Below are 18,250 nucleotides of genomic sequence, written 5' to 3'. Positions count from 1 at the left end.
ATTAATTCACCCCTAACTTACTTACTGGAATCGCCTTCAGCTTCTGCTTTAATGAACTCAGTTCATTGCGCAGACTGCCGTCAATAATATAGTCTTCAATTTTTAGAACAATACCAGCAATGATTTCTTCATCAACATTATTTTTGATCAGTATATTATAATCTAATAGTGAATCCAATTTTTCTTTTAATTTATCAAGAATAGAATCATTCAATTCTACCGCTGATGTGACTTCTACATGTAGGATACTTTCGGCATCATCAACAAGAGTGTTAAACTCTTTGATGATTGATTCTAAAAAGAATTCTCTTCTTTTATCAATTAAAATAAAAAGAAAGTACAAAATATCCTCTTCCATCTGTTCAGCAAATATTTGATTTAACGTATTTTTCTTGTCTTCTGGTATAATTCTTTGATGAAAAAGAAGCTCATTTAAATCTTCATTTTCAAGTGTTAACTGCCAGAATTCATTCAAATTTTCTTTTAGTTCTAAAAGATTATCATGTTCTTTTCCAAGCTCAAATAAAGCTCGACTGTATTTGGAAGCTACTTCATTTCTCATTGCAGCTCACCCAGTTTCTCTTTATCTAAATCATCTATAAAGTCCATAATCATCTGCTGATGTTTTTTCTCGTCTAACTGCTCTCGGATTAGTTTATTTGCTGCTAGAACAGTGTAATCAGCAATGCTGTCTCTAAGTTCAGCTGCTGCTTCCTTTTTAGCCTGCTCAATTTCTTCTAACTTCTTGGCCTTTAAACTTTCAGCTTTTTCTTCTGCTTCATTTATTATATTTTTAGCCTTTTTATTGGCTCTAGTTTCTGCGTTATCAACAATTTCTTGGGCTTCACTATGAGCATTCTTCAGTTTTTCCTCATATTCAGCCTTTATTTCTTTAGCCTCTTCTCTGCGAGCTTCAGCATCATCTAAATCACCATTAATTTGTGCTGCTCTTTTGTCAAGTATCTCTTTAATTGGTGAATAAAGAAATTTGCGCAGTAAATAAAGAAGTACAAAAAAGTTAAGTAACTGCCATAACATTGTAGTGTTAATATTAACCAAGAGTACATTCACCTCCTGAAATATAATGACCCATTATAAAATGGGAAAATAGTCGCTAAATATAGTAAGTACTATTAAGTCAGGAGATTGCTCCCCCGACTTAATCTACACTTTACTATATTGTAAAGATTAAAACAATGGCAATAACCAGTGAATAAATACCTGTTGACTCAGCAACAGCCTGACCTAAAAGCATAGTTGTAATAATGTTACCTCTAGCTTCTGGATCTCTGGCTACAGATTCTACAGCTTTACCAGCAGCATACCCCTGACCAATACCAGGACCAATACCTGCGATCATTGCAAAACCTGCTCCTAAAAGAGCTGAGGCTCTAATAACTGTGTCAATAACTTCTGGTGCGAATTCTACCATTATAATTTCCTCCTTTCAATATTAAAAACAAAAAGTCTTATTTATACTCATCAAATTTGCTTTGAAAAGTATCCTTGAGTAAATCAACAATTGACATCAGTATGACTACAAATTTTATCATAAATAGTCCTACTGCTGCAGCAAGAAAGTTTAATTTAACACTTCTAGCTGCACTAAAAAGCACTACAAAATAGAGGGCATATTCTATAAAATATCTGTTACGTATAAATTTCTCTGCTGACTCTTCTTCCATACTCAATGCCCTAATTATGTTATTATATTTTAATCTTAAAAGAAGTGTAGCAATCACAAGCCCAAATATAAATCCTAAAGTAATATCGAATTCACCAGCCAACAATGAAGAAACAATTGGAAAAAGCGAAAATAAGTATGTTATTTTCAGAATTTCTTTTTGTAATTTCTTTGGATCATCAATGTTTTTCATTTATTACTCCTTAGTCATTAAAATTTGGTCTTTACTTCCTTTAAGTATTAAAAACAAAAGTAAGTTTAACTTAAAGTTAATTAAAATTTAAATTCCATAAATTAAAAAGATAGCAATAACCAGTGAATAAATACCTGTTGAGGCTGAAATTACCTGACCCAATAACATTGTTGTAATAATCGGACCTCTAGCCTCAGGCTGTCTTCTCACGGCCGATGTTGCTTTTCCAGCAGCAAAGCCCATACCTATTCCCGGACCCATACCTGCCATCATTGCGGCTCCAGCGGCGATATAAGAAGCAGTTGTAATAACTGTTTTTACTACTTCAGGCGTAAATTCAATCATAATTTGCCTCCTTTCTTAATGTTAAGACTTAGCAACTGAAATATAGGCAATTGCAACCATACCAAAGATTAAAGCCTGAATTGCTCCTACAAAAACTCCAAACCAAGCATGTAATGGCACTGGTATTAAAGCAGGTGCTGCCTGATAGATTAGAGTAATAATAATACCTCCACCTACAATATTTCCAAAAAGACGGAATGAATGAGAAATCGGTTTTGCTAGTTCTCCAATTATATTAATAGGGAGCAAGAAAATTACTGGTTCCGCAAAGCCTTTAATATAACCCCAAACTCCGTATTCTCTCATACCTTCGTACTGAACCACTAAAAATACTACAAGCGCAAGTCCAAGTGTTGTGTTCAAATCCCCAGTCGGATTAGTCACACCAGGTACAACTCCAATCAGGTTTCCAATTCCAACATAAATAAATATTGTTGCAATAAAAGGAAGAAATCTCCATCCCTCACCCGGAAGCATTGGCTCTATCTGTTTATAAATTAATTCTACCATAAATTCTGCTACATTTTGCTTGCCATTTGGTCTAACACTTAATTGTGAAGTCAAATATTTAGCTCCAAGCAAAATAATAACAACAGAAACCCAACCAACTATTAAGGTATCGGTTATTGGAAATAATTCATTGCCAAATAAATAAAACTGTATTTGTGGACCTGGATTCAAAATATTTCCTCCTCTCTTAAAATAATTTTTAAATAAGAGTTTAAATGGATTGTAAAAATAACAGTTCAAATAAATAAAATAATCAGAAAATAGATTTTATTTAATCATCAAAAGTTGAGATAAGCAGCTTATAAACTGAATAAAAACCAGCTGCCAGACCAACAATTAAACCACTAAGTTTAAATAAAAGATCAAAACCTAAAAGATTGTCTATTAAATAACCAGAACCAAAACCAATTGCAGCAGCAGAAACTATCATTAGACCAACTTCTGTCAATAAAGAAAGTCCTCGCATAATCTGACGCCAATCTTTGTTATCCATTTTTACCTTATCCTTTTCATATTTTATTATATAAAAAACAAAGTTGCAAGTAAATTTGTGAATTTAACAACAAACTTTTTTAAAAAAGCAAATAATAAAATACATTATTTATTTAATTATTAAAAATATAATTTTTCTGTAAAAAATTAACTATCTTCCAGTGAACAACCTTCTTTTGGCAGTTCCACAGAAAAGATGCCCAGCTTCTTAGCTCCATAAATAACACTTAAAATTACAGCAATGAAAATAATTAAAGCATGGTCAAATTTAATACCATTAATAACAAAAGCAATTGTACCCAGAATTACACTAATAATGTAGACTGAAATAACAGCCTGCTTTTGATTCATACCTATTGCCAAAAGTCGATGATGAATATGACCATGATCAGCCTCTCCAATTGGACGGTCATTAAAAACTCTTCGAACAATTGCAAAGGTTGTATCTAAAATAGGAATTGCCAGGGCCAGCATCGGCACAAAAATCGTCACTGCTGTTGCACTTTTTAAAGCACCTGTAATAGATACAGCAGCAATTATATAACCAATAAACATAGAGCCCGTATCTCCCATAAAAATTTCAGCTGGATTAAAGTTGTATTTCAAAAAGCCCAAACAGCTTCCCGCCAGCAAAATTGCAAGCATCGGTGCCACAATCTGATTTTCCTGTAAGCCAACTGCAAAAAGAGTTAAAACAGCAATTATTGAAACCCCTGCCGCAAGTCCATCAAGCCCATCAATTAAATTTATAGTATTAATAACACTAACAATCCAAAAAACAGTAAAAGGAATTGTATAAATTCCTAAATAAATAAAACCACCAAATGGATTAGTTATAAAGTTAATTTTAACACCATAATAAATCAAAATCAATGCACCAATTATCTGTCCTCCAAATTTTAGCGGAGCAGATATTTCAAATTTATCATCCAGCAGTCCTAAAATTAACATAAAACTACCGCCAATGATAATCCCTTTAATTGTCTGATTAGCGGGTATAAAAAATCTTAACGGAATCATAAAGGCGAGATAAATTGCTGTACCACCTGCCGTTGCTATAATTTTTCTGTTTATTTTTCTATCTCCAGGTTTATCAACAAAATTCAGCTTATGCGCAAGCTTAATTATAACTGGAGTTATAATTAAAGATAAAATTAAAGCAACTATAAAAGCAGCTAGATAGAACACTTACCTCACCTCCTTAACGTTTAATAATATCGGTTTTTTAAACAATCCCTTTATTTGTGTTCAATAATTTTTGAATATTTAGCAAGTCCTCGGCAGCAAAACATTTACTTAGTACCGTATAATCGATCTCCTGCATCACCAAGACCAGGGACAATATAAGCATGATCATTTAATTTCTCATCTAAAGCAGCTGTCCAAATATCAATGTCAGGATGTGCATCCTGAATCTTTTTAATTCCTTCGGGAGCAGCAACTAAAGCCATAAATTTAATACTGCGTGGATTTCTTTCTTTAATGAATTTTATTGCTTCCATAGCTGTATTACCAGTAGCCAACATTGGATCCACAACCAACAAATCTCGCTCTTCAACATCAGTTGGCAGCTTACAATAATATTCTACTGCTTCTAAAGTTTCGGGATCTCGATATAAACCAATATGGCCAACACGAGCAGCCGGAATAAGTTTTAAAACGCCATCCAGCATTCCTAGTCCCGCTCTTAAAATAGGTACTATACCCATTTTTTTACCAGCAATCATTTTGAATTTAGCTTTGGTGATCGGGGTTTCAATTTCTACATCTTCTAATGGCAGATCTCTTGTTACCTCATAAGCCATTAAAGTTGCTACCTCATCGGCAAGCTCTCTAAATTCTTTAGGTCCAGTATTTTTATCCCTCATTATTGCTACTTTGTGTCTGATTAACGGATGATCCATTACATGTAATTCACTCAAAGTTATTTCTCCCTTCATATTATATTATTCTACCAAAAGAGGCTTAATCCTCCTCTATCAGCGGAATGTTCTTCATTTTTTTTAATAATTTCTTTAAATTAGCTTCTATTTCATCTCTTGTATTCCTATATACTTCTTCAGAAAGCCCAAACGGATCTTGAATATCTTTAGAGTTGGATTCAAACTGACTTAATTCTTTTAAGGTAGATATCTTATCAGCTAAACCAGGATATTTCAAAATTAAAGCCCGACTGTGTTTGCGGGTCATAGTAATAATCAAGTCTACTTGATTCAATTCAACCTCATCTATATTACGGGAGCTGTGATCTGTGATGTCTATCTTAATTTCTTTCATTACAGATTTTGCCTTTTCATTAACTTCAGCCCCCTTAACAGCTGAAATACCGGCTGAACAGACTTCCCACTCTTTCAACTCAAATTCATCATTTTTTTTAATTAAATCTCTAAATAAATACTCCGCCATAGGACTCCTGCACGTATTTCCTGTGCAAACAAATAAAATTTTCTTAATTGTTTCCACCTCCCGGCTGAGAATAATTTTCCGCTGTAGCTGCTTTATAAATTCTATTCATAACTGCTTCACCAATCCCTGCAGAGTCAAGCTCTTCAATATAAATTTCAGCTATACTTTCATCATTATCAAGTTTTCTAAGCAAATCAAAAAGATTTTTAGCAAGCTCTTCTGGTTGCTTGTGACTAAACACTTTTAAAAGTTCTATTTTTTTATTAGAAAAATCTTCAACTTTAAATTCACTTTCTCTAGCAGTTATAATAGCAATTTTTTTACTATCAGCTTTGCTTAATGCTTGATTTAAAACAGAAAGTTTATCAGAAAAATTAAATATAAATACTTTTTTTTGAGGAGCATAATGCCGATATTTCATTCCAGGAGACAGCACTTTTTTGTCTTTTAATTCAGCGGCAAGAATTACTTTTTCGCCTAAAAATTGAGCGATTTCTTCTCTGCTGATTCCGCCTGGCCTTAAAACTTTAACCTTATCTTCTCTAATATCAATAACTGTAGATTCTACCCCAAAGTGACAGAATCCACCATCAAGAATTAATGGTATTTTCCCCTTTAAATCATTATAAACATGACGGGCTCTAGTGGGACTGGGAAAGCCCGAAGTATTTGCACTTGGTGCTGCCAGGGCGAGTTTTGATTTTTCTATCACCGCCAGCATTAAAGGATGCGCGGGCATTCTAACAGCAATAGTATCTAAACCAGCAGATGTTTCAGTAGGGACCTTACTATTTTTAGGGAAAATTATTGTTAAGGGTCCAGGCCAAAATTGAGACATTAATTTCTCAGCTTTATCAGAAATATCTTGGCTGATTAATTCTTTAAGTTGTGATTTTTTTGCTATATGTACAATCAAAGGATTATCTTGCGGTCGACCTTTGGCCTTAAATATCTTTTTTACAGCTGCTGGATTTTTAGCATCAGCTGCCAGGCCATAAACTGTTTCTGTTGGCAGACCTACTACTTCACCTTTTTTTAAGAGTTCTGCAGCCTCAATGACTGCAGAATCTTTTTGTAATTTTTTCATGAATTCTAAATCATTAATCAAGTCACTCATCGAGTTTAGTTTAAGATCATGATGGTATTCGGTTTCTTTAATTTTAGTTTGAAATTGCATTTATTTCACCCAATTTTAACTGCTGCAGTTATATTTTATTCAGGATCTTTTTTATTAAAAGTTGCAGAAACAATCCGATCATTTTCCGAATAATCTTTTTTAACTTCAACATCAGTCCAATTATCCCCAAAAATATTTTTAACAGCTTTTGCCTGCTGATAACCTATTTCTAAAAATATTTTACCACCATTTTTGATAATTTTTTCAGATTGAGGTATTAAACTTTTATAGAAATCTAAACCATCTTCTCCTGCTTCTAAAGCAGTTTTGGGTTCTTTTTTTACTTCTGGATCCAAATCTTTCATTTCAGACTTTGAAATATAAGGTGGATTAGAGACTATAATGTCAATATCTGTGATTTTTCTTTTTATAAACTCAGTTAATAAATCACTTTTTAAAATACTCATTCTTTCACTTAATTCATGTTTTTCCATATTATGGCTTGCAATTTTTAAAGCAGTTGGAGAAACATCTACTCCCACAACTTTTGCATTCTCAAGATAATGAGCAAGGCTAACTGCTATCGCTCCACTCCCTGTACCAACATCAATTATTTGGGGGCTCTCCATCTCATTCTGGCTGCAGTATTCAATTACTGCTTCTACTAAATTTTCTGTATCAGGACGAGGAATTAAAACCCCTTCTCTTACTTTAAATTCTAAAGACATAAATTCTTTTTTTTCAGTAATATAAGCAACCGGGATTCGTTGAGCTCTTTTTTTGATCATCTCTCTATAACTATCAATCTCATTATTCTTTAACGGATAATCATATTTTACATAAAGATTGATTCTTTCCATATCAAGTAGATCCGCCATTAAAACCTCTGCGTCAAGCCGGGAACTTTCGATCCCTCTTTCAGCCAGAAATTGGTCACTGCGGTTAAGAAGTTCTTTAATATTCATTTAGATCTTCTCCAATCTCTTGACATTGTCCTCCTCAATTAAGGCTTCAACTATAGGGTCAAGATCTCCGTCTAAAATCTTATCAAGCTGATGTAAGGTCAGATTAATTCGATGATCACTAACTCTTCCCTGAGGAAAATTATAGGTTCTAATTTTTTCGCTTCGGTCACCAGTACCTACCTGTGATTTGCGGGCTTCTGCTCTTTCCTTCTGTTTTTCTTGTTCTTTTTTCTCCTGCAGGCGGGCACGCAAAATACGCATTGCCTTTGATTTATTTTTATGCTGAGATTTTTCATCCTGACAGGAAACTGTAAGACCAGTTGGATTATGTGTAATTCGAATAGCAGAGTCAGTTGTATTTACACTCTGACCACCAGGCCCACTGGATCTAAAAGTATCAATTGTTAAATCATTAGAATTTATTTCTACATCTACTTCTTCTGCCTCAGGTAAAACAGCCACAGTAGCTGTTGAAGTGTGGATCCGACCACTAGACTCAGTTGAAGGGACACGCTGAACCCGGTGAACTCCACTTTCGTATTTCAAATATTTAAAAATATCTGTTCCTTCAATTGTAAAAATAATTTCTTTGAATCCACCAGTTCCAGACTCATTAGCACTCATTATTTCTACTTTCCAACCTTTACCTTCTGCATAACGAGAATACATTCTGTATAAATCTGCTGCAAAAAGTGCAGCTTCATCCCCACCAGCACCGGCTCTGATTTCTACAATAACATTTTTCTCATCATTGGGATCATCAGGCAACAGCATAACTGGCAGCTGTTCTTGTATTTTTTCTTTTTTAGGCTTTAACTCTGCAATCTCTTCTTCAAATAAAGCCTGCATTTCTGGATCATCATCAAGCTCCATCATTTCTTCAGCTTCTTTGATTCCTGCTTTTGCTTCTTTATATTCCTTATATTTATCTACAATTTTTTTTAATTTTGCATGTTTTTTTAGTAATTTTTGATATTTAGCGCTATCATTAATTACCTCTGGATCACTTAATTTAGAATTTAGTTTTTTGTATTTTTTTACAAGTTTATCTAGTTTTGCTTCTAAATCATTTACGTCAAACATTTATATTCCACCTCATATTATCTTAAAAATTGATAAAATTATTCTTCTTTAATAGCATGACAACTTCTACAGCGAGCTTCATAAACCTCAGCTGCTCCAACTAAAATGACGGGATCATCTGCTGCAGCTGGCTCACCATCAATTAATCGCTGAGTTCTACTTGCAGGTTCTCCACACTGGATACAAATAGCATGCAGTTTATCAACATATTCAGCTCTAGCCATCAATTCCGGCATTGGCCCAAAGGGCTGATTGCGAAAATCTCTATCTAAACCTGCTAAAATAACTCTTTTCCCTCTATCAGCCAGATCTTCACAAATTTCAATTAAATCTTCATGAAAAAATTGAGCTTCATCAATACCTACAACATCTACACTGGCATCAATTCTCTTTAAAATTTCTTCTGGATGATCTACAGGCACTGCTTCTATACTGTTTCCACTGTGAGAAACAACATCTTTTTTACTGTAACGATTATCTAAAACTGGTTTGAAAACTTTAACTTTCTGTTTAGCTATTTTTACTCTTCTCAATCTTCGAATAAGCTCTTCGCTTTTTCCACAGTACATTGGACCAGTAATCACTTCTAACCAGCCACTTTTTGTTATTTTATACAATTACTCCACCTCGTCATTTTAATGCTTATCTATTTTAATTAGATTATTAAATTAATTTCTATTTTAAAATTAATCTACTCTCTTAAAATTTATAATTTAAAGCCAATTATTAAAAAAATTTCTAAAAAAAAAGCAGAGCAATTAAGCCCTGCAGCAGAAAAAAGGATTTCTTATCCGTTCTACTCAGAATCTTTTTCTGATTCTTCTTCTGAGCTTTCGTCTGAAATCCCATATTTTTTATTAAATCTTTCAACACGACCACCTTTTTTGGCTTTGCGCTGTTTTCCTGTATAGAATGGATGACAGCTAGAACAAACTTCAACCCTAATATCATCTTTAGTTGACTTAGTTTTATAAACCTCGCCGCAGGCACAGGTTATTGTAGTTTCTTTAACGTCTGGGTGGATTCCTTCACGCATCTATATCACCTCTCTTGCATGCATAATTATTGTTACACCGATTATTTTATGTCTTAAAAATCGGTCTGAAGACATAAATCTTCACGCTAAAATTTATTATAACATAGCCCTTTTAGCTATGCAAGGAAAAGCGAGCTATTTTAAAAAATAAGAATTTTCTCGCCTTTGCTTAAATAAATTTCGAACCTTAGCTTTTAAAAACTTTATCCAGCATCTTCAGCAATTCCTCATTGTCTTTAGTGTTTTTAAGCTGTTTGAGGAAAGTTTTCATCAGTTCATAATCTGTCATGTTTTCTGTCTGCTGACGAAGTTTCCAAATAATCTCTAGCTCTTTTTCACCTAAAAGCATTTCTTCTTTCCTGGTACCAGAGCGATTAATGTCAATTGCAGGGAACATTCTTCTCTCTGCTAGACGACGGCTTAAATGCAGTTCCATATTACCTGTACCTTTAAATTCCTCGTAAATTACATCATCCATTCGGCTACCTGTATCAACTAAAGAAGTCGAGATAATCGTTAAACTTCCTCCTTCTTCTATGTTGCGAGCCGCTCCAAAAAATCTTTTAGGAAAATGCATAGCTGTAGGATCTAGACCACCCGAAAGGGTTCTGCCGCTGGGAGGAATAGTCACATTTGAGGCTCTGGCCAATCTGGTAATACTATCGAGCAGGATTACTACATCGTTTTTATGTTCAACCAACCTTTTAGCTTTTTCCAAAACCAATTCGGCTACCTGTATATGTTCTTCTGGTGGTTCATCAAATGTTGAAGCAATTACTTCCGCATCAACTGAACGCCTCATATCTGTAACTTCTTCCGGTCTTTCATCAATTAATAAAATCATCATTTTGCTTTCCGGATAATTATAGCGAATACTATTTGCTATCTTTTTTAAAAGTACTGTCTTACCAGCTTTAGGAGGAGAAACTAAAAGACCACGCTGCCCTTTACCGATCGGGGCAATCAGATCAATTAAACGTGATGATATTTCATTTTTATGATATTCTAATTTATATCTTTCTTCTGGATAAAGCGGGGTTAAATCCTCAAAATGTGATCGTTCTCTGGCTTTTTCTGGATCCTGATAATTTACAGCCTCAATCCTTAAAATAGCAAAATATTTTTCGCTATCCTTTGGCTCTCTTACCTGACCTGAAACGACATCACCTGTTCTTAAATCGAAACGCCTGATCTGAGAAGCAGATATATAAATATCATCACTTGAAGGAATGTATTTAGACGGTCTTAAAAAACCATAGCCTTCATTTTGTATAATCTCTAAAACACCTTCAGCAAAAATGTTACCCCCTTTTTCTGTTCCTTTTTTTAAAATAGCAAAAATCAAATCTTTTTTTCGCATCTGCGAATAACCGCTAACACCCATTTTTTTTGCTATCTCATGTAACTCTGTAATTGTTTTTCTTTCTAACTCACTGATGTTAAGCACATCAAGTCCACCTTTCTTAAAATTTTCCTGTTTTATTATAAAATAATTTTAAACTAAATTACGTTCAGCCCCAGCTGAAAGAGCAGATAAACCCCTGCAAAATAAACAACTGCCGCTGCAATCGCATCCCAACCCATCCACATAAATGAACGCCGCGAGCGATAAAATAGTCCAATTAAAATAATTGTTGCCATAACTATACCAACTGTAGCTGTTAAAATATGAACTATTTTGGCATCCTCCAATAAAACTCCCTGCCGGTAAAAAACATCCGCAAAAAAGATTACTGTCATATTGAAAATATTACTACCAAATACATTCCCAACTGCCATATTATATGCTCCAATTTTAATAGCTGAAATTGTAGCAACTAGTTCCGGTAATGAGGTAGCTGCAGCCACTAATATTGAACCAATAAAACTCTGATCGATCCCAGTAACAGCAGATATTTGATCTGCAGTTAATGTTAATCTATACCCACTGAATACGATTACTACTGCACAGGCAGCAAAACCCAGCAGAGCTTTATTTAAAGTATAGTCTGGATTAAGATCATTTTCTTTTTTCTTATCCGCAGCATCAAGTGGATTATTCCGATCATAACGATAAATCATTCTGACACTGGCCAGGTAAGTTAAAAGCAGAATTATACTATCTACTCCGACTCCAAAAACACTTAAATTAAAGTTCATAAAATGGGATAAGATTAAACTGAAAACTACTAAAGCTGAGAGTAATACACCAACAAGACCGGAGAGGATGTGACTGTAGTTAACTCGAAGTAATAAAGGGCCTTTACCCTGAAGTAAATCTGCAAAAGCTAAAATAACAAGATTAAAAGTGTTGCTGCCAAAAGCATTACCAACTGCAATATCTGGAGCACCTACCAAAGCTGAACTGATACTTGTTACCAGCTCAGGCAGTGAGGTTGCCATTGCAATTAAGATCCCACCAATAAAAGCCTGTCCCAAACCACTTTTATCAGCGATTATGTCCCCAAAACGTGATAAATATGTTCCAGAAATTATTATGAAAATTGCCATCAAAACAAACATTAACCAGAGCTGTGTCAACTGTATCCTCCTTTTTAAAAAGATACCGGGCACTTGTAAAATATCTCCATTCATTAACCATCAGTGAGTTATCCTGGAAATATTTTACAAGTGCCCGGTACCCTGATTACTTAATCTAAATTACCAAGCTTGACCATCACTACCTAGGATTTTAATCTTTTCTTTTACCTTTTCAGCAATTGCTTCTCTACCAGGCCCACAATATTTACGTGGATCATATAGTTCTGGTTTTTCAGCAAAAACTTCTTTAACTTTAGCAGTAAATGACTGCTGGAAATCAGTATTTACATTAACTTTGTTAACACCATACTTAACACCAGTTTTTAGATCTTCTGCAGAAATACCAGAAGCTCCATGTAAAACAACAGGCATATCAATTAACTTTTTGATTTTATCAAGTCTTTCAAAATCTAATTCTGGTTCACCTTCGTAAACACCATGAGCAGTACCAATTGCAATTGCAAGTGCATCTACACCGGTAGCATCTACAAATTCTTTTGCCTGATCTGGATCAGTGTACATTGCATCTTTTTCTTCAACTGTGTGGTCATCTTCTGTACCACCAATTGTTCCTAATTCTGCTTCCACACTAACTCCAACACTATGAGCTGCTTCTACTACTTTCTTAGTTAAAGCAATGTTTTCCTCAAAAGATAATTTTGAAGCATCAATCATTACAGATGAGAATCCTGCTCTAATACACTTCATAATACTATCAAAATCACTACCGTGATCTAAATGTAAAGCAACTGGAATATCAATATTTTTTGTTGCAGCTTCTACCATCTGCATCACATAGTCAATACCAATATAGCGAATAGCTCCTTCACTTGCCTGTAAGATGACTGGGGAATCAAGTTCTTCTGCACCCATCATTATCCCCTGTAGAAATTCCATGTTATTAATGTTAAATCCACCAACTGCATAAGTTTTCTGATGTGCATCTTGTAAAATATCTGCCATTGGAACTAAATTCATTATTTATTTCCTCCTCTTATATAGTAATTCAGGGTCTTTTAAAAATTATTTGGTTTTCCCTGAATAGAGTGGATACACACTTTGTTTAACTGCCTTAACTTTTGTAGATCACTTTTATTGACAGCAGCTATATTTAAGAGCGCACCACAATCATTACAAATTAATTGAATTTTATCAGAAAATAACTCTATATTTATGTTATCACTGCTGCATTCACAACTCAAGGCACCTTCTTCAGCAATATCATGAATAAAATCTAATGCCTGCAGCATTATATCTGGATTTTTAAAATCATCAAAGCCTAATTCAGCCGCCATTAATTCTAAATCTTGTTTTTCTTTTATAATTTCTTCATTAACCAAGGTTGATTTACCAAAAAATCCTGGATTCAGACCTGTTTCCCTGCAGGAAAGGGGAATTAATTTTTTAGAATGCCAAAACTTATGCGCTGACACATTGATTTTATGAGCTTTATTACAGTGTAAACAAAAATAATTAATCTGCACCCGAGAATTATCTGTTTTTTTAATCGAAGCTTTTTCTGCTCCACAACTGCAGCTTAACTGCTTTAATTTGCCTACCGGAAGCTCAAAAATATTAATTTCTTCTCTTTCCAGACGACCACAGGCAGGACAACTTAAAGCAATTGTTGTTGAAAGTTTAATTAACATTTTTTATCCCGGCCTGTATTTATCAAGGCCAGGTCTTCACCTCCTTAACCTAATTATTCTTCATTGATTCTAAAAATCCTTTTTTGAATCTTAAAAATTAGGTTAAGTCAAATGTTTAATTTAATTATCTTCGTTAATAATTTTTTTTATTTCTCTAATTCTAACTCTATGCTCTTCTGTTTTAAAACATTCAGCAAAAGCTTCACTTTCATATTCATAACCGGCTTTAGAAGCATCCGCGTATTTTTTATTTACAGCTGTTTTAATCAATTTAACGGCTTTAGTAGAACGGTCAGTTATTTCCAAAGCTAAATCACGAGTCTCTGCAAGTAAACTTCGAGGTGTAACAACTTTATTTATTAAGCCCAATTCGTAAGCTAAAGCTGCATCAATTATATCACCTGTATATAATAGTTCTTTTGCTTCGGCTTCCCCAATTAATCGAGGCAGCCTCTGAGTGCCACCAAAAGCAGGGATGATTCCTAATTTAACTTCTGGTTGACCAAAACGAGAACGGGTTGAAGCAAGACGGAGATCACAGGCTAATGTTATTTCCATTCCACCACCAAGAGCATAACCATCGATTGCTGCAATTACAACAGGCGCACTATTTTCAATTAATTCACATAAACTTTGCCCTTTTTGTGAAAGTTTTTTTGCCTGCTCACTATCTAAATTTTCTAGATAATCAATATCCCCACCAACAGAAAAGGCCCTATTTCCTTTTGAAGTCAAAATTACAGCTGCTACTTTTTCCGCGGCAAAAAGTTCTTCTAAAGTTTGATACAACTCGTCTAATAACTCTTCATTATAAGCATTTAAAACTTCAGGACGATTAATACTGACTGTTGCTACTGGAGAATCAAAATCACATTTAACTAAATCTCCTGCCATGTTTTTCCCCCTTACTCTTTGTTATCCAAAGCTGCTTCAATAAAACTAACAAATAAAGGATGCGGTCTATTCGGTCTTGATTTAAATTCAGGATGAAACTGTACTCCCACAAACCAAGGATGATCAGGAATCTCGACTATTTCTACCAATCTATCATCGGGAGAAACACCAGTTAAAACCATACCTGCCTTTTCAATTTGATCACGATAATGATTGTTAAATTCATAACGATGCCTGTGTCTTTCATATATAACTTCTTCCTGATATGAATCACGGCTAATGCTCTCATCTTTTAATTTGCAGGGATAAAGGCCAAGACGCATAGTACCACCCATATCTTCTACATCATGTTGATCAGGCATTAAAGCAATTACTGGCTCTTTTTCATCTTCATCAAATTCACTACTATTAGCATCTTTAAGATCCAACTCATTGCGGGCAAATTCAATTACTGCACACTGCATTCCAAGACAGATTCCAAAGTAAGGAACTTTATTTTTGCGTGCATATTGTACTGCTCTTAATTTACCTTCAATTCCCCGATCTCCAAAACCACCAGGTACTAAAACACCATCTAAATCTGCTAATTCCTTTTCAGCTTGAGCTAAAGAATCCAAACCTTCTGCATAGATATATTCTATCTCAACCTCACAGTTATTAGCGATCCCAGCATGAGTAAATGATTCGGCTATACTTATGTAAGCATCTGGAAGTTCTACGTATTTCCCGACTATTCCAATTTTAACTTTATGATCACGATCTTTAATTTTATCAACAAGTTCAATCCAGTCTGTAAGATCAACTTTTTCAACTCTTTTTTCTAATTTTAATTTCTCTATTACATTTTCAGCCATTCCCTCATCTTCGAGCATCAGAGGTACTTCGTAAATATGTTCTGCATCAACAAGCTGAATAACATCTTCTTTCTCTACATTTCCAAAAAGAGAAATCTTATCTTTAACTTCCTGAGTCAATTCTCGCTCAGACCGACAGACAATTATATCCGGCTGAATACCAATTCCCCGCATTTCCTTAACAGAATGCTGAGTTGGCTTGGTTTTAAGCTCTCCTGCAGCTTTTAAATAAGGAACTAAGGTGCAGTGCAAATAAAGAATATTATCTCTACCTAAATCATTTTTTAGCTGTCGAATCGCTTCTAAAAAAGGCAGGCTCTCAATATCACCGACTGTACCACCAATTTCAGTCAGTACTACATCAGCATTGGTTTCCCTTCCAACCCGGGTTACTCGTTCTTTAATCTCATTTGTAATGTGTGGAATCACCTGAACAGTCGCACCTAAATAATCTCCCCGGCGCTCCTTTTGAATAACTGAACCATAAATTTTACCGGTGGTAACATTGTTGCTCTGACTTAAATTAGTATCAATAAAACGTTCATAATGGCCTAAATCCAGATCTGTTTCCGCACCATCATCAGTTACAAAAACCTCACCATGCTGATAGGGACTCATTGTACCTGGATCATAATTAATATAAGGATCAAATTTCTGAATACTGATTTTAAGACCTCTGCTTTTAAGTAGACGTCCCAGGGAAGCTGCTGTAATCCCTTTACCAAGAGCAGAAACTACTCCTCCTGTCACGAAAATATACTTGGTCATGTTATTATCTCCTCCGCTTTTAATCTTAAATTAATGAATAAATATTTATCTTAAAACATTTACATTTGTTCTGGAGCACTAATCCCCAGCAGTGTTAACACGTTTTTAAGTACCTGACGAGCAGCATTTACTAAATATAGCCTAGCTTCTGCTAATTTATCATTATCTGTATTTACCCGACAATTATTATAGAATGAATGAAAAGCAGTTGCAAGGTCATAAGCAAAAGTTGTTAAATGATGTGGCTGTCTTGATTCTGCAATCATCTTAATTTCCTCAGGAAATTTAGCCAGCATTTTCATTAAGTCGATTTCGGCCTCATTTGTTAATAAATCCAGATTTTCATCATCAGCCTTAAGTTCAGCATTATCTAAAATACTGTGGATTCTAGCATGAGCGTACTGGACATAATAAACTGGATTATTGCTTGATTCTTCTTTAGCCAATTCTAAATCGAAGTCAAGATGGCTGTCAGTGCTGCGCATTACATAATAATAACGGGCTGCATCTGTACCAACTTCTTGATTTACCTCAGTCATAGTAACAAAACTACCTGCTCTTTTAGACATTTTTAGTTTTTCACCATTGCGGAGCAAATTAACCATTTGAACTACAATTACCTCTAATTTGTCTTCTTCATAACCAAAAGCTTCAATTACTGCCTTCATCCTTGGGATATAACCGTGATGATCAGCACCCCAAACATTAATCAATTTATCAAAGCCACGCTCCAGTTTATCTAAATGATAAGCCATATCTGCAGCCATATAAGTTGGAGAATCATCTGATTTAATAATTACTCGATCTTTATCATCACCAAATTCAGTTGATTTAAACCAGATTGCACCTTCCTTTTCGTAAATATAACCTTTTTCTCGCAGCAGATCAATTGCATGCTGAATTTTATCAGGATGCAGGGTCCTTTCGCTGAACCAGCTATCAAATTCTATTCCAAATTCTTCTAAATCAGCTTCAATATTTTTAAGCATTTCTTGATATGCATATTCGCGACAGATCTCAAGCCTTTCTGCCTCTTCTCTATCCATTAAATCTGAATCATACTCTTCATATAAATCCTGAGCAATTTCTTTAATATAATCTCCACCATAAACATCTTCGGGCATTTCAATTTCTTCACCCAAAAGTTCCCGGTATCTTAAAAGAGTTGATTCGCCTAAAATATCCATCTGATTCCCTGCATCATTTATATAGTATTCTCTTTCTACATCGAAACCAGCAGCTTCCATTATCGAAGCCATTACATCTCCTACTACTGCCCCACGACTGTGACCAACATGTAAAGGTCCAGTTGGATTAGCAGAAACAAATTCTACCTGTACACTTTTGCCTTTACCCTCATCAATTTTACCATAATCTTCTGCTCTTTTAGTAATGATCTTTAAGTTATTCCATAACCAGGCATTTTTAAGCTTAAAATTAATAAAACCAGGGCCAGCAATGCTAACATCTTCGACAATTTCACTTTCAAAATTTTCAACAATAATTTCTGCTATCTGGCGCGGGTTCATTCCTGCCTGACCTGCTAATACCATTGCTAAATTGGTTGCATAATCGCCATGACCTTTTTCTCTGGGTACCTCAATTGAAACTTCTGGTACCTTTTCCAAGTCCAAATCTCCATCAAAAATAGCTTTTTTAACACTTTCGACCAGAAAACTGATTAGTTCAGCTTCTACAGCGGCCTGTAAATTTTTCTGCAAAACAATAAACCTC

General features: G+C 34.6%; 22 protein-coding genes. All 22 read right to left on the bottom strand.

Going from position 1 to position 18,250, the window contains the following annotated elements:
• Window position 1: 1 nt before the first annotated feature.
• A complete protein-coding gene (gene atpH, locus HSACCH_RS09095) occupies window positions 2-562 on the bottom strand; it encodes an ATP synthase F1 subunit delta (protein WP_005489341.1) in 561 nt (186 codons plus the stop codon).
• Window positions 559-1,059: a F0F1 ATP synthase subunit B gene (gene atpF, locus HSACCH_RS09090; protein WP_005489337.1), complete on the bottom strand. Its 501-nt coding sequence runs from the start codon at window positions 1,057-1,059 to the stop codon at window positions 559-561. The genes atpH and atpF overlap by 4 nt, the downstream gene beginning before the upstream one ends.
• 115 nt (window positions 1,060-1,174) lie before the next feature.
• On the bottom strand, window positions 1,175-1,432 hold the full coding sequence (gene atpE, locus HSACCH_RS09085) for an ATP synthase F0 subunit C (protein ID WP_005489336.1): 258 nt from the start codon (window positions 1,430-1,432) through the stop codon (window positions 1,175-1,177).
• Between the two features lie 37 nt (window positions 1,433-1,469).
• Window positions 1,470-1,877 carry an ATP synthase subunit I gene (locus HSACCH_RS09080; protein ID WP_005489333.1) on the bottom strand — a complete coding sequence of 136 codons (408 nt, stop codon included), beginning with the start codon at window positions 1,875-1,877 and terminating at the stop codon, window positions 1,470-1,472.
• An 87-nt stretch (window positions 1,878-1,964) separates the two neighbouring features.
• Entirely contained in the window at window positions 1,965-2,222 is a 258-nt protein-coding gene (atpE, locus tag HSACCH_RS09075; protein ID WP_005489332.1) for an ATP synthase F0 subunit C, read from the bottom strand.
• A gap of 21 nt (window positions 2,223-2,243) precedes the next feature.
• Entirely contained in the window at window positions 2,244-2,903 is a 660-nt protein-coding gene (gene atpB / locus HSACCH_RS09070; RefSeq protein WP_005489331.1) for a F0F1 ATP synthase subunit A, read from the bottom strand.
• A 100-nt stretch (window positions 2,904-3,003) separates the two neighbouring features.
• Window positions 3,004-3,225, bottom strand: a complete 222-nt coding sequence (locus tag HSACCH_RS09065; protein ID WP_005489330.1) for an AtpZ/AtpI family protein — start codon at window positions 3,223-3,225, stop codon at window positions 3,004-3,006.
• A gap of 146 nt (window positions 3,226-3,371) precedes the next feature.
• Window positions 3,372-4,412 (bottom strand): glycosyltransferase family 4 protein, encoded by a 1,041-nt coding sequence (locus tag HSACCH_RS09060; RefSeq protein WP_005489329.1) that lies wholly within the window; start codon window positions 4,410-4,412, stop codon window positions 3,372-3,374.
• A 104-nt stretch (window positions 4,413-4,516) separates the two neighbouring features.
• Window positions 4,517-5,164, bottom strand: a complete 648-nt coding sequence (upp, locus tag HSACCH_RS09055; RefSeq protein WP_407635731.1) for a uracil phosphoribosyltransferase — start codon at window positions 5,162-5,164, stop codon at window positions 4,517-4,519.
• A 25-nt stretch (window positions 5,165-5,189) separates the two neighbouring features.
• The gene (locus tag HSACCH_RS09050; RefSeq protein WP_084815755.1) at window positions 5,190-5,687 is read right to left on the bottom strand and encodes a low molecular weight protein arginine phosphatase; all 498 of its coding nucleotides are present in this window, start codon (window positions 5,685-5,687) and stop codon (window positions 5,190-5,192) included.
• Window positions 5,674-6,807, bottom strand: coding sequence for an L-threonylcarbamoyladenylate synthase (locus HSACCH_RS09045; RefSeq protein ID WP_005489326.1), 1,134 nt, complete (start codon window positions 6,805-6,807; stop codon window positions 5,674-5,676). The genes HSACCH_RS09050 and HSACCH_RS09045 overlap by 14 nt, the downstream gene beginning before the upstream one ends.
• Window positions 6,808-6,842: 35 nt before the next feature.
• Window positions 6,843-7,712: a peptide chain release factor N(5)-glutamine methyltransferase gene (gene prmC, locus HSACCH_RS09040; protein WP_005489325.1), complete on the bottom strand. Its 870-nt coding sequence runs from the start codon at window positions 7,710-7,712 to the stop codon at window positions 6,843-6,845.
• Window positions 7,713-8,795, bottom strand: a complete 1,083-nt coding sequence (gene prfA, locus HSACCH_RS09035) for a peptide chain release factor 1 (RefSeq protein ID WP_005489323.1) — start codon at window positions 8,793-8,795, stop codon at window positions 7,713-7,715.
• Between the two features lie 38 nt (window positions 8,796-8,833).
• On the bottom strand, window positions 8,834-9,412 hold the full coding sequence (locus HSACCH_RS09030) for a thymidine kinase (protein WP_005489322.1): 579 nt from the start codon (window positions 9,410-9,412) through the stop codon (window positions 8,834-8,836).
• 179 nt (window positions 9,413-9,591) lie between these two features.
• The gene (rpmE, locus tag HSACCH_RS09025; protein WP_005489321.1) at window positions 9,592-9,831 is read right to left on the bottom strand and encodes a 50S ribosomal protein L31; all 240 of its coding nucleotides are present in this window, start codon (window positions 9,829-9,831) and stop codon (window positions 9,592-9,594) included.
• Window positions 9,832-10,018: 187 nt separating this feature from the next.
• Window positions 10,019-11,278 (bottom strand): transcription termination factor Rho, encoded by a 1,260-nt coding sequence (gene rho, locus HSACCH_RS09020; RefSeq protein WP_005489320.1) that lies wholly within the window; start codon window positions 11,276-11,278, stop codon window positions 10,019-10,021.
• A gap of 53 nt (window positions 11,279-11,331) precedes the next feature.
• Window positions 11,332-12,351 carry a sodium:calcium antiporter gene (locus HSACCH_RS09015; protein WP_005489319.1) on the bottom strand — a complete coding sequence of 340 codons (1,020 nt, stop codon included), beginning with the start codon at window positions 12,349-12,351 and terminating at the stop codon, window positions 11,332-11,334.
• A gap of 120 nt (window positions 12,352-12,471) precedes the next feature.
• The gene (locus tag HSACCH_RS09010; protein WP_005489318.1) at window positions 12,472-13,329 is read right to left on the bottom strand and encodes a class II fructose-1,6-bisphosphate aldolase; all 858 of its coding nucleotides are present in this window, start codon (window positions 13,327-13,329) and stop codon (window positions 12,472-12,474) included.
• 38 nt (window positions 13,330-13,367) lie between these two features.
• Entirely contained in the window at window positions 13,368-14,000 is a 633-nt protein-coding gene (locus tag HSACCH_RS09005; protein ID WP_005489317.1) for a hypothetical protein, read from the bottom strand.
• A 120-nt stretch (window positions 14,001-14,120) separates the two neighbouring features.
• Complete coding sequence (locus HSACCH_RS09000) at window positions 14,121-14,894, bottom strand: enoyl-CoA hydratase/isomerase family protein (protein ID WP_005489316.1); 774 nt, start codon at window positions 14,892-14,894, stop codon at window positions 14,121-14,123.
• A gap of 11 nt (window positions 14,895-14,905) precedes the next feature.
• Window positions 14,906-16,516: a CTP synthase gene (locus HSACCH_RS08995; RefSeq protein WP_005489315.1), complete on the bottom strand. Its 1,611-nt coding sequence runs from the start codon at window positions 16,514-16,516 to the stop codon at window positions 14,906-14,908.
• 59 nt (window positions 16,517-16,575) lie between these two features.
• A complete protein-coding gene (gene argS / locus HSACCH_RS08990; protein ID WP_005489314.1) occupies window positions 16,576-18,237 on the bottom strand; it encodes an arginine--tRNA ligase in 1,662 nt (553 codons plus the stop codon).
• Window positions 18,238-18,250 lie beyond the last annotated feature (13 nt).

The sequence above is a fragment of the Halanaerobium saccharolyticum subsp. saccharolyticum DSM 6643 genome, assembly GCF_000350165.1.
GTDB lineage: Bacteria > Bacillota > Halanaerobiia > Halanaerobiales > Halanaerobiaceae > Halanaerobium > Halanaerobium saccharolyticum.
The sequence above is the reverse complement of the archived record's forward strand: the minus strand, read 5'-3'. Positions and strand labels throughout refer to the sequence as shown.

Coding starts and splice junctions, on each gene's coding strand:
- atpH (WP_005489341.1), bottom strand. CDS start 562: ATGAGAAATGAAGTAGCTTCCAAATACAGTCGAGCTTTATTTGAGCTT.
- atpE (WP_005489336.1), bottom strand. CDS start 1,432: ATGGTAGAATTCGCACCAGAAGTTATTGACACAGTTATTAGAGCCTCA.
- HSACCH_RS09080 (WP_005489333.1), bottom strand. CDS start 1,877: ATGAAAAACATTGATGATCCAAAGAAATTACAAAAAGAAATTCTGAAA.
- atpE (WP_005489332.1), bottom strand. CDS start 2,222: ATGATTGAATTTACGCCTGAAGTAGTAAAAACAGTTATTACAACTGCT.
- HSACCH_RS09065 (WP_005489330.1), bottom strand. CDS start 3,225: ATGGATAACAAAGATTGGCGTCAGATTATGCGAGGACTTTCTTTATTG.
- upp (WP_407635731.1), bottom strand. CDS start 5,164: ATGAAGGGAGAAATAACTTTGAGTGAATTACATGTAATGGATCATCCG.
- HSACCH_RS09045 (WP_005489326.1), bottom strand. CDS start 6,807: ATGCAATTTCAAACTAAAATTAAAGAAACCGAATACCATCATGATCTT.
- prmC (WP_005489325.1), bottom strand. CDS start 7,712: ATGAATATTAAAGAACTTCTTAACCGCAGTGACCAATTTCTGGCTGAA.
- prfA (WP_005489323.1), bottom strand. CDS start 8,795: ATGTTTGACGTAAATGATTTAGAAGCAAAACTAGATAAACTTGTAAAA.
- rpmE (WP_005489321.1), bottom strand. CDS start 9,831: ATGCGTGAAGGAATCCACCCAGACGTTAAAGAAACTACAATAACCTGT.
- HSACCH_RS09010 (WP_005489318.1), bottom strand. CDS start 13,329: ATGAATTTAGTTCCAATGGCAGATATTTTACAAGATGCACATCAGAAA.
- HSACCH_RS09005 (WP_005489317.1), bottom strand. CDS start 14,000: ATGTTAATTAAACTTTCAACAACAATTGCTTTAAGTTGTCCTGCCTGT.
- HSACCH_RS09000 (WP_005489316.1), bottom strand. CDS start 14,894: ATGGCAGGAGATTTAGTTAAATGTGATTTTGATTCTCCAGTAGCAACA.
- HSACCH_RS08995 (WP_005489315.1), bottom strand. CDS start 16,516: ATGACCAAGTATATTTTCGTGACAGGAGGAGTAGTTTCTGCTCTTGGT.